Below are 11,382 nucleotides of genomic sequence, written 5' to 3' on the forward strand. Positions count from 1 at the left end.
GTCGGCCGCGGTGATCGCGCTGACCACCGCGACGCTGCCCACGCCGGTGGCGATCACGGCCGGCAGCCGCTCGGCGCTGACGCCGCCGATCGCCACCAGCGGCGCGCGCCGGCCGGCGAAGCGCGCATAGCGCGCGATCCGCGCGAGGCCTTGCGGCGGCGCGGCGACGGCCTTGGTCGCGGTGGCATACACTGGGCCGAGCGCCAGATAGCTGGGCCGCATGCGCAGCGCCACCAGCATCTCGTAATAGCCGTGGCTCGACAGCCCGAGCCGCAGCCCGGCCGCGGCGATCGCGCCGAGATCGGCCGTCTCCAGGTCTTCCTGGCCAAGATGCACGCCGTACGCGCCCGCTTCGATCGCCAGCCGCCAGTGGTCGTTGATGAACACGCGTGCGTCCGGGTAACGGCGGCCGGCCGCCACGGCACGCGAGATTTCCGCGGCGAGCTGATCGGGCGTGGCGCCCTTCACGCGCAATTGCACGGTGCGCGCGCCGTAATCGAGCACGCGCTCGACCCATTCGGCCGACGGCACCACCGGATACAGCCCGAGCCGGGCCGGACACGGCGCGAACGCCGGTTCGGGCGCGGCCGGCGCGCCGGCGATCGACGGAAAACGGGCCGGATCGACCGGCCACGAAGCGCCATCGCCCGCCGGGCCGTTCTCGTCCCCGTCGCGCCAGGCGAGCGCCAGCACCAGCGCGTCGTGCTGCGCGAAGCCGCAGTCGACGAACGCGGCCAGCGCGGCGATCCAGTCGTCGGCCAGCGGCGCGGCGGCGGTCAGCGCGTAGCGCGCCTGCGCGGTCCTGAGCGTGGCATGCCGCTCGTCGATCTCGATCACCGCACCGCCCGCCGCGATCAGCGCGGCCGCGCGCGCGGCACCGGCCTCGGCTTCGGCATCGCGCGCTGTCGTCACGAGCAGGTCGCCCGCCTGCGAGTGTTCGGGTGCCGCGACACAGATTCGCGCCGGCTCGCTGCGCGCCGGCCACTCGCCGAGCCGCGCCCGAATCCGCTCGGCTGCTGCGGCGAGTTCGTCGGCCGGCGGCCAGAACAGCGCGGCAAAACGCGAGGCGGGCGTGGCGGAGGTGGCCGTCATTGCGCGCCTCCGTCGTGGTGCCAGAACGGCATGCCGACCACCGGCGTGCTCGCGTGCGCGGTTTCGCGCGCATCCATCGGGCCGGCCAGATACGCGGCACGCCCCGCCTCGACGCCCTGTGCGAACGCGCGCGCCATGATCTCGGGATGCGTGGCCTGCGATACGGCCGTGTTCAGCAGCACGCCGTCGAAACCCCACTCCATCACCTGGCACGCATGCGAGGGCACGCCGAGCCCGGCATCGACGATCAGCGGCACGTCCGGCAGCCGCTCGCGCAGCACGCGCAGCCCGTACGGGTTGATCACGCCCTTGCCGGTGCCGATCGGCGCGCCCCACGGCATCAGCGCCTCGCAGCCCGCGTCGAGCAGCCGGCGGCCGATCACGAGATCCTCCGTGCAATACGGCAGCACCTTGAAACCGTCCTTGACGAGCAACGCCGCCGCCTCGATCAGGCCGACCGGGTCCGGCTGCAGCGTGTAGTCGTCGCCGATCAGTTCGAGCTTGATCCAGTCGGTCTCGAACACCTCGCGCGCCATCTGCGCGGTGTTGACCGCCTCGGCCACCGTCTGGCAGCCGGCCGTGTTCGGCAGCAGCGGCACGTCGTGACGCTTGAGCAGATCGAAGAAGCCGGCCTCGGCGGTGCCGGCGGTCATCTGCCGACGCAGCGCGACCGTGACCATGCCGGGCTTCGAGGCGACGATCGAATCGGACAGCGATTGCAGCGACGGATAGCGGGAGGTGCCGAGCAGCACGCGGCTCTGGAACGTGGTGCCGTACAGCGTCAGCGAATCGGGGGGAGCAAGGAGCGTCATGAGGAAGTCCTGTAATGGCGCGCGGCTCAGCCGCCCGCGACGGGATGCACGACGTCGAGCCGGTCGCCGGCCGCCAGCGCGTGCTGGGCGTGGCGCGTGCGCGCGACGAACGCACCGTTGACGGCCACCGCGAACGGCGGGCGGGCCTCGTAGGCGGCGAGCGCGTCGGCGACGGTCGCGCCGTCGGGGAGCGTCAGCGTCTGTTGATTGATCTGGATGTCCATGGCGGGATTCGGTAGGTCGGGGGCGGCGCCTTACGCATGCGCCGCGTCGGTCTGAAACAGGTCCGGCCAGCGCGCGGCGGCACGCCAGGCGGCGAAGGCGTCGGCATCGGCGCGATGCAGGCCCGGCGCGCCGCCGAACCTCGCCTGCACCCACTCGACGGCGGCTTGCGCCACCTCGGGCGCGATCATGAAGCCGTGCCGGTAGAGGCCGTTGACGGCCAGCGTCGCCTCACCGCAACGGACGATCGCCGGGCGGTGATCGGGCAGCGTCGGCCGGCATTGCGAGCCGAGTTCGAGGATGCGCGCCTCGCCGAATGCCGGATGCACGGAAAACGCGGCACTGAGCAATTCGAGCGCCGAGCGCACGCTCACGGGCGACATGTCCTCGCCTTCCACCTCGGTCGCGCCGATCACGTACAGATCGTTCTGCTTCGGCGCGATGTAGAGCGGGTAGCGCGGATGCAGCAGCCGCACCGGCCGCGTCAGGCCGATGCCGGGCGCATGCACGCGCGCGACCTCGCCGCGAATGCCGCGCAGCGCCGGCAGCACCGGCTTCGCGCCGAGGCCGCGGCAATCGATCGTCAGGTGCGCGCGCGGTTCGGGCGCGACATCGACGGCGGTGTGCCAGTGGGTGTCGACGCCGCGCTCGGCCAGGCCCGCGGCCAGTGCGGCGAGCGTCTGGCGGTTGTCGAGCTGGCCTTCGCGCGGCAGCAGCCACCCGCGCCCGAAACGGCCGGCCAGCGCCGGCTCGGCCGCGTCCACCTGCGCGCCCGCCAGCGCGACGAAGCCGCCCTCGACGAGCGCGGCCGGCGCATTGGCGCGCACGCGCCGTTCGAACAGCGGCGCCTCGGCGCGGTCGGCCTGATGCCACACCACCAGCGTGCCGTTGCGCTGGAAAAACACCGGCTCGGGCAACTCGGCGAGCCAGCCGGGCCAGCGTTCGAGCGAGGCCGCGCCCAGTTCGGTGATCAACAGTTCGGCGCTCGCAGCCTCGGCCAGCGGCGCGAGCATCGCTGCCGCCACCCATGCGGCAGCACCCGAGCCGGCCGCGTCGCCGCGTTCGTACAACGACACGCGCAGCCCTGTGCCGGCGAGCCGCCACGCGATCAGCCGGCCGACCAGGCCGCCGCCGAGCACGGCGACATCGGCGCGTGCAGCGGATGCGCCGCTCATCGCCTCACCTCGGCACGTGCGCGAAACGCAGCCACAACGCATGCAGCCGCGCCGCACGCGACCAACGCGCGCGCATCGGCGGCCGACCACAACGGACGGCACGCAGCATCGAAACCGGGGGGACACAACAGGACAGGCAGAACAGACATGGGCTTCCTTCCGTAACGCGCGAGGGCGCAATCGAACGGACGAAACCAGCGGCCGGAGCCGACCGGACGACGCATGCCGGCACATCCCAAACGATGGCGGCGGGCGCGACCCGGTGGAATCGGAAACTTCCCGCGCCGGTATTACCCGGATCGGGTGCGAAGGGTCTCTCTCAGCCTTGCCGCCGCACGCCGTGCGATCCGTTACCGGACCAAGCTGGCAGCAAAGCACCCCTGTTTCGTCAGGCGGACATTAGACCACAGAAGCCGAAACGGCCGCAAACCTCGGCCTGCGGCCGAAGCGCCGGTGCGCGCGGCGGCGCGGTGCTGGCACAATAGCCGCCAATGCCCGGCCGGCCTTGCTGACAAAGCGCTTGCGACACCGCGCCCGCCGCGGTTAAGAGCCGTTTAAGCGACGCGCCGCACAATCCGCGGCGAGCCGCTGTCATATGGCACGATTTGAGGTGCGCCGCCGCGCGCCTCGTTCCGACCCACCCCGGCATCGCGCCGCCCACCGCAGGAAGCCCATGACTCCCTCGTCCCCCGTCGCCCGCCCGAACGACGCGCCGCCAGGCGACGCCCGCATCTCCGCGTGGAGCCTCATCAAGCCCTTTTGGGTGTCTTCGGAATGGAAGATCGCATGGGGCCTGCTCGTCTCGATCATCGCGATGAACCTCGTGATCGTCTGGATCAACGTCCGGCTCAACAGTTGGAACGCCGGGTTCTACAACGCGCTGCAGCAGAAGGACGCCGCGCAGGTCCCGCACCTGCTGCTGGTGTTCTCCGGCTACGCGTTCGCGTTCATCATCCTGGCCATCTACCGCACCTACCTGCGGCAGATGCTCGGCTTCCGGTGGCGGCAGTGGATCACCAACCGGGCGCTCGACGACTGGTTCAACGACCGCGCGTTCTACCGCATCGAACGCGACCGCCTGACCGACAACCCGGACCAGCGGATCACCGACGACCTGAACTCGCTGTCCACCTCCACGCTCGCGCTGACGCTCGACCTGATCTCCACGGTCGTCACGCTGTGCTCGTTCGTGGTGATTCTCTGGTCGATCGCCGGCGCGCTGTCGATTCCGTTCGGCGGCTCGCAGGTCACGATCCCGGGCTACATGGTGTGGGCCGCCGCGCTGTACGCGCTGGTCGGCTCCTACCTGACGCACAAGGCGGGCCACCCGCTCGTGTCGATCAACTACCAGCAGCAGCGCGTCGAGGCCGATTTCCGTTTCGGCCTGATCCGGATCCGCGAAAACGCCGAGCAGATCGCGTTCTTCGACGGCACCTCGCGTGAAAAGCAGAACGCGCTCGGCCTGTTCGAGCGGATTCGCGACAACTGGTGGCGCCTGATGGCCTACACGCGGCGCATGAACTTCGTGTTGAGCTTCTACGGCCAGCTCGCGATCATCTTCCCGATCGCGGTGGCCTCGCCGCGCTACTTCGCGGGCGCCTATTCGTTCGGCGTGCTGATGCAGATCAGCAGTGCGTTCGGCACCGTCAGCGATTCGTTCTCGTGGTTCATCAACAGCTACCCGACGCTGGTGGAATGGCGCGCGACCGTCAATCGTCTGCGCGAATTCAAGCGCATCACGCGCGCCTCGCACCTGAAGGAAACGATGTCGCCGGCCACCGAGCACGGCGGCATCAACCTGCATCTGGTCGATACCGAGGCGCTGACCACCTCGGGCCTGCGCCTCGCGCTGCCCGACGGCCGGCCGCTGTCGACCATCGGCGACCTGACGATCGAGCCCGGTTCGCGCTGGCTGGTGCGCGGCGCGTCGGGCGCGGGCAAGAGCACGCTGATGCGCGCGCTGGCCGGCCTCTGGCCGTTCGGCGACGGCGCGATCGACGCGCCGGTGGGCGCCAGGATGATGTTCGTGCCGCAGCGCAGCTACCTGCCGATCGGCACGCTGAAGGCGGCGCTGGCCTACCCGTCGGCGGCCGAGCGGTTCGGCGACGACGAATGCCGCGCCGTGCTGCGCGATTTCGGCCTGGACGATTACGCGACGCGGCTCGACGAGTCGAACCACTGGACCCAGGTGCTCTCGCCGGGCGAGCAGCAGCGTCTGGCCGGCGCGCGCGCGCTGCTGCACAAGCCCGATTACCTGTTCCTCGATGAAGCGACCAGCGCACTCGACGCCGACAACGAAGCGCTGCTCTACGGCCTGCTGGCCGCGCGCCTGCCGGGCGCGGCGATCGTCAGCATCGCGCACCGCGAATCGCTGACGGCGTTCCACGATCGCACGTTCGACGTGCAGCGCGACGCCGCGTAATCCCGGCGCCGCAAAGCAAAAAGAGCACGCCAGGGCGTGCTCTTTTTTTTCATGGCGCGCGGCGCGAATCCCGCATCGCGCGCCGCGCCTGCCGCCCGATCAGCGCGGCAGTTCCGAATGGCCCATCAGGAACGCGTCGACCGCACGCGCGCACTGGCGGCCTTCGCGAATCGCCCACACCACGAGCGACTGGCCACGACGCATGTCGCCGGCCGCGAACACCTTGTCGACCGAGGTCGAGTAGGCGCGCTCGCCTTCGGTGGCCGCACGCGCGTTGCCGCGCGCATCCTTGGCGACGCCGAACGCGTCGAGCACCGGCGCGGCCGGTTGCGTGAAGCCCATCGCCAGCAGCACGAGGTCGGCCTTCAGCTCGAATTCGGAACCCGGCACTTCGGTCATCTTGCCGTCCTTCCATTCGACGCGCGCGGCGATCAGCTTCTCGACCTTGCCGTTTGAGCCTTCGAGACGCTTGGTGGCGACCGCCCAATCGCGCTCGCAGCCTTCGTCGTGCGACGACGAGGTGCGCAGCTTGATCGGCCAGTACGGCCACACCATCGGCTTGTTTTCCTGCTCGGGCGGCTGCGGCAGCAGTTCGAACTGCATGACCGATTCCGCACCGTGACGGTTCGAGGTGCCGACGCAATCCGAGCCGGTATCGCCGCCGCCGATCACGATCACGTGCTTGCCCTTGGCGACCAGTTGGTCGGGCAGGCTGTCGCCGGCGTTGACGCGGTTCTGCAGCGGCAGGAAATCCATCGCGTAGTGCACGCCCGCGAGGTCGCGGCCCGGCACCGGCAGGTCACGCGGCGTTTCGGAGCCGCCCGCGATCACGATCGCGTCGAACTCGTCCTGCAGCGTATCGGGCGAGATGGTTTCCTTGGCCAGGCTGCCGATCGATTCGGGCAGCGGGTCCTTGCCGATGAACACGCCGGTGCGGAACGTCACGCCTTCGGCTTCCATCTGGCGCATGCGGCGGTCGATCAGCCACTTTTCCAGCTTGAAATCGGGGATGCCGTAGCGCAGCAGGCCGCCCACGCGATCGTTCTTCTCGAACACGGTGACGTCGTGGCCGGCGCGCGCCAGTTGCTGCGCGGTGGCCAGGCCGGCGGGGCCGGAACCGACCACGGCCACCTTCTTGCCCGTCTTGTGCGCGGCCGGCAGCGGCTTGACCCAGCCTTCGGCCCAGGCCTTGTCGATGATCGCGTGCTCGATCGACTTGATGCCGACCGGATCGTTGTTGATGCCGAGCGTGCAGGCCGCTTCGCACGGCGCCGGGCAGATGCGGCCCGTGAACTCGGGGAAATTGTTGGTCGAGTGCAGGACCTCGATCGCGTGCTGCCAATCCTGGCGATACACGAGATCGTTGAAGTCCGGAATGATGTTGTTGACCGGACAGCCGTTGTTGCAGAAAGGAATGCCGCAATCCATGCAGCGTGCGCCCTGGATCTTCGCGTCTTCGTCGGACAGCGCCGCGACGAATTCCTTGTAATGCTTTACGCGGGTGAGCGGAGCCTCGTACGCCTCGTGGCGGCGTTCGAACTCGAGAAAACCGGTTGCCTTGCCCATAAGGTTCTCGTCTGAATCTGGGTGGTTCGGGAGGGGACCCGCGCCCGCCGCTGGCGGCGGGCGCGTTCGCTAGTTGGTATCGATCGGTTGCGTCAGGCTGCGACGGCGGCTTGCTTGGCGGCCTTCGCCGCGGCCATTTCGCCGAGTGCGCGCTTGTATTCGTGCGGGAACACCTTCACGAACTGGCGGCGCGCCGCATCCCAGTTTTCCAGCAGCGACTTCGCGCGCGGCGAGCCGGTGAACTGGAAGTGACGCTCGATCAGCCCCTTCAGCAGCGCTTCGTCGGTCTGACCGGTGTGCCAGAGGCCACGGTCGACGGTGCGTTCCTGTTCGGCCTGTTGCAGCACCGGATCGAGCGCGACCATCGCCTTGTTGCACTTGGCCGCGAACATGCCGTCCGGATCGTAGACATAGGCCAGGCCGCCCGACATGCCGGCCGCGAAGTTGCGGCCGGTTTCGCCGAGCACCACCACCACGCCGCCCGTCATGTATTCGCAGCCGTGGTCGCCCGTGCCCTCGACGACCGCCGTGGCGCCCGAGTTGCGCACGCAGAAGCGCTCGCCGGCCACGCCGCGGAAGAACGCCTCGCCTTCCAGCGCGCCGTACATCACCGTGTTGCCGCAGATGATGTTCTCTTCCGACTTGCCGCGGAAATCGTTGGTCGGACGGATGATGATGCGGCCGCCCGACAGGCCCTTGCCGACGTAGTCGTTGCCGTCGCCGACCAGATCGAGCGTGACGCCCTTCGCGAGGAACGCGCCGAAGCTCTGGCCCGCGGTGCCCTTCAACTGGATGTGGATCGCGTCGTCGTCGAGGCCGTCGCGGCCGTACTTCTTGGCGATCACGCCCGACAGCATCGCGCCGACCGTACGGTTGACGTTGCGCACCGGCTGGATGAACGACACGTGCTCGCCGTTCTCGATCGCGCCCTTCGCCTTCTCGATCAGCGTGTGGTCGAGCGCGCGCTCCAGGCCGTGATCCTGCACGTCGAGGTGACGCGTCGAGGCGTTCTCGACTTGCGGCTGGTAGAACACGCGCGTGAAGTCGAGGCCCTTCGCCTTCCAGTGCTCGACGCCCTTGCGCGTGTCGAGCAGCTCGGCACGGCCGATCAGGTCGTCGAACTTCGCGATGCCGAGTTGCGCCATGATTTCGCGCACTTCCTCGGCCACGAAGAAGAAGTAATTGACGACGTGTTCGGGCTGGCCCGAGAACTTCGCACGCAGCACCGGGTCCTGCGTCGCCACGCCGACCGGGCAGGTGTTCAGATGGCACTTGCGCATCATGATGCAGCCCTGCACGACGAGCGGCGCCGTTGCGAAACCGAATTCGTCCGCGCCGAGCATCGCGCCGATCGCGACGTCGCGGCCCGTCTTCATCTGGCCGTCGGCCTGCACGCGGATGCGGCCGCGCAGGCCGTTCAGCACGAGCGTTTGCTGCGTTTCGGCGAGGCCCAGTTCCCACGGCGTGCCGGCGTGCTTCAGCGACGACAGCGGCGAGGCGCCCGTGCCGCCGTCATGGCCGGCGATCACCACGTGATCGGCCTTGGCCTTGGCCACACCGGCCGCGACCGTGCCCACGCCCACTTCCGAGACGAGCTTCACCGAGATGCTCGCGACCGGGTTGACGTTCTTCAGGTCGTGGATCAGTTGTGCCAGATCCTCGATCGAGTAGATGTCGTGGTGCGGCGGCGGCGAGATCAGGCCCACGCCCGGCACCGCGTAACGCAGCTTGCCGATGTATTCCGAGATCTTGTGGCCCGGCAACTGGCCGCCTTCGCCCGGCTTCGCGCCCTGCGCCATCTTGATCTGGATCTGGTCGGCCGACGACAGGTATTCGGCATTGACGCCGAAGCGGCCCGACGCGACCTGCTTGATCTTCGAGCGCAGCGAATCGCCATCCTTCAGCGGGGTGTCGCGCACGACTTCCTCGCCGATCACCGAGCGCAGCGAATCGCCGTTCTTGATCGGGATGCCGCGCAGTTCGTTGCGGTAGCGGTTCACGTCCTCGCCGCCTTCGCCGGTGTTCGACTTGCCGCCGATGCGGTTCATCGCGACGGCCAGCGTGGCGTGCGCCTCGGTGCTGATCGAGCCGAGCGACATCGCGCCGGTGGCGAAGCGCTTGACGATCTCCTTGGCCGATTCGACGTCGTCGATCGGGATCGCCTTGGACGGATCGACCTTGAACTCGAACAGGCCGCGGAACGTCATGTGACGGCGCGTCTGGTCGTTGATCAGGTGCGCGTATTCCTTGTACGTCTGGTACGAGTTGCTGCGCGTCGCGTGTTGCAGCTTGGCGATCGAATCGGGCGTCCACATGTGGTCTTCGCCGCGAATCCGGAACGCGTACTCGCCGCCGGCGTCGAGCATGTCGCGCAGGATCGGGTTGTCGCCGAACGCGTCGAGGTGCAGGCGCAGCGCTTCCTCGGCCACTTCGAACAGGCCGATGCCGCCGACCTTCGAGGCCGTGCCCTTGAAGTACTTGTTGACGAGGCTGCTCGCGAGGCCCACCGCTTCGAAGATCTGCGCGCCCGTGTACGACATGTACGTCGAGATGCCCATCTTCGACATGACCTTGTACAGGCCCTTGCCGACCGCCTTCGTGAAGTTGTAGATCGCCTTCTCGGCCGACAGGTCGCCCGGCAGGCCTTCGGCCATCTTGGCGAGCGTTTCCATCGCGAGGTACGGGTGCACGGCTTCCGCGCCGTAGCCCGCGAGCAGCGCGAAGTGGTGCGTTTCACGCGCCGAGCCGGTTTCGACGACGAGGCCCGTGCTGGTGCGCAGGCCCTGGTCGACCAGGTGCGAGTGGATCGCCGAGGTGGCCAGCAGCGCCGGAATCGCGACCGTATCCGCGTCGGTCTTGCGATCCGACACGATCAGGATGTTGTAGCCCGACTTGACCGCATCGACGGCTTCGGCGCACAGCGAGGCCAGACGCGCCTCGATGCCTTCCTTGCCCCAGGCGGCCGGATAGCAGATGCTCAGTTCGTACGCGCTGAACTTGCCGCCCGTGTATTGATCGATCGAGCGGATCTTCGCGATGTCCTTGAAGTCCAGCACCGGCTGGGACACTTCGAGCCGCATCGGCGGGTTGACGTTCTGCGTGTCGAGCAGGTTCGGCTTCGGGCCGATGAACGACACGAGCGACATCACCATGTTTTCGCGGATCGGATCGATCGGCGGGTTGGTGACCTGCGCGAACAACTGCTTGAAGTAGTTGTAGAGCGTCTTGTTCTTGTTCGACATCACCGCGAGCGGCGAATCGTTGCCCATCGAGCCGATGCCTTCCTCGCCGCTGACGGCCATCGGCGCCATCAGGAACTTGAGGTCTTCCTGGGTGTAGCCGAACGCCTGCTGACGGTCGAGCAGCGTCGACGCCGAACGGCGTTCCGCGGCGACTTCCTCGTCCTTCGCGTCGATCTCGTCGAGCTTGATGCGCACCGCATCGATCCAGCTCTTGTACGGCTTCGCGTTCGCGAGGTTGTCCTTCAGTTCCTTGTCGTCGATGATGCGGCCGTGTTCCATGTCGATCAGGAACATCTTGCCCGGCTGCAGGCGCCACTTCTTGACGATCTTCGATTCGGGGATCAGCAGCGTGCCGGCTTCCGAGGCCATGATCACGAGGTCGTCGTCGGTGACGATGTAGCGCGCCGGACGCAGGCCGTTGCGGTCGAGCGTCGCGCCGATCTGGCGGCCGTCCGTGAAGGCGATCGCGGCGGGGCCGTCCCACGGCTCCATCATGGCGGCGTGGTATTCGTAGAACGCGCGGCGGTTGTCGTCCATCAGCGTGTGCTGTTCCCACGCTTCCGGAATCATCATCATCATCGCGTGGACGAGCGGATAGCCGGCCATCACGAGCAGTTCGAGGCAGTTGTCGAACGATGCGGTATCCGACTGGCCCGGGTAGATCAGCGGCCAGAGCTTCGGCAGGTCGTCGCCGAGCACGTGCGAGGCGATCGCGCCGGTGCGGGCGTTCAGCCAGTTGACGTTGCCCTTCACCGTGTTGATTTCGCCGTTGTGGGCAATCATCCGGTACGGGTGGGCCAGTTCCCAGGCCGGGAACGTGTTGGTCGAGAAGCGCTGGTGCACCAGCGCCA

7 protein-coding genes and 1 riboswitch are annotated in these 11,382 nt (G+C 68.3%); of the genes, 1 reads left to right on the forward strand and 6 read right to left on the reverse strand.

The annotated features are described in order from the left end of the window. The 4 genes from thiE to ACYP33_RS09900 form a co-directional block, all read right to left on the reverse strand. A partial coding sequence (gene thiE, locus ACYP33_RS09885) for a thiamine phosphate synthase (protein ID WP_459621329.1) occupies positions 1-1,092 on the reverse strand: 1,092 nt, incomplete at its 3' end. Beyond that, positions 1,089-1,904 carry a thiazole synthase gene (locus ACYP33_RS09890; RefSeq protein ID WP_459621331.1) on the reverse strand — a complete coding sequence of 272 codons (816 nt, stop codon included), beginning with the start codon at positions 1,902-1,904 and terminating at the stop codon, positions 1,089-1,091. The genes thiE and ACYP33_RS09890, both read right to left, overlap by 4 nt. Positions 1,905-1,930: 26 nt before the next feature. Then, positions 1,931-2,128, reverse strand: a complete 198-nt coding sequence (gene thiS, locus ACYP33_RS09895; protein ID WP_206131798.1) for a sulfur carrier protein ThiS — start codon at positions 2,126-2,128, stop codon at positions 1,931-1,933. A 30-nt stretch (positions 2,129-2,158) separates the two neighbouring features. Next, positions 2,159-3,301, reverse strand: coding sequence for an FAD-dependent oxidoreductase (locus tag ACYP33_RS09900; RefSeq protein WP_459621333.1), 1,143 nt, complete (start codon positions 3,299-3,301; stop codon positions 2,159-2,161). A gap of 259 nt (positions 3,302-3,560) precedes the next feature. Beyond that, positions 3,561-3,693, reverse strand: a riboswitch (TPP riboswitch). 281 nt (positions 3,694-3,974) lie between these two features. Between ACYP33_RS09900 and ACYP33_RS09905 the strand changes: the two genes are divergently transcribed. After that, entirely contained in the window at positions 3,975-5,723 is a 1,749-nt protein-coding gene (locus tag ACYP33_RS09905; protein WP_459621335.1) for an ABC transporter ATP-binding protein/permease, read from the forward strand. Positions 5,724-5,822: 99 nt separating this feature from the next. On the opposite strand, the gene ACYP33_RS09910 is transcribed toward ACYP33_RS09905, so the two are convergent. Beyond that, positions 5,823-7,289, reverse strand: coding sequence for a glutamate synthase subunit beta (locus ACYP33_RS09910; protein WP_414443722.1), 1,467 nt, complete (start codon positions 7,287-7,289; stop codon positions 5,823-5,825). A gap of 92 nt (positions 7,290-7,381) precedes the next feature. Continuing rightward, a partial coding sequence (locus ACYP33_RS09915) for a glutamate synthase-related protein (RefSeq protein ID WP_459621337.1) occupies positions 7,382-11,382 on the reverse strand: 4,001 nt, incomplete at its 5' end.

This window comes from Burkholderia sp. 3C (assembly GCF_054589155.1).

What these genes read in the sequence shown, in the direction of transcription:
- thiS (WP_206131798.1), bottom strand. Translation starts at nt 2,128, where the DNA reads ATGGACATCCAGATCAATCAACAGACGCTGACGCTCCCCGACGGCGCG.
- ACYP33_RS09910 (WP_414443722.1), bottom strand. Translation starts at nt 7,289, where the DNA reads ATGGGCAAGGCAACCGGTTTTCTCGAGTTCGAACGCCGCCACGAGGCG.
- ACYP33_RS09905 (WP_459621335.1), top strand. Translation starts at nt 3,975, where the DNA reads ATGACTCCCTCGTCCCCCGTCGCCCGCCCGAACGACGCGCCGCCAGGC.
- ACYP33_RS09900 (WP_459621333.1), bottom strand. Translation starts at nt 3,301, where the DNA reads ATGAGCGGCGCATCCGCTGCACGCGCCGATGTCGCCGTGCTCGGCGGC.
- ACYP33_RS09890 (WP_459621331.1), bottom strand. Translation starts at nt 1,904, where the DNA reads ATGACGCTCCTTGCTCCCCCCGATTCGCTGACGCTGTACGGCACCACG.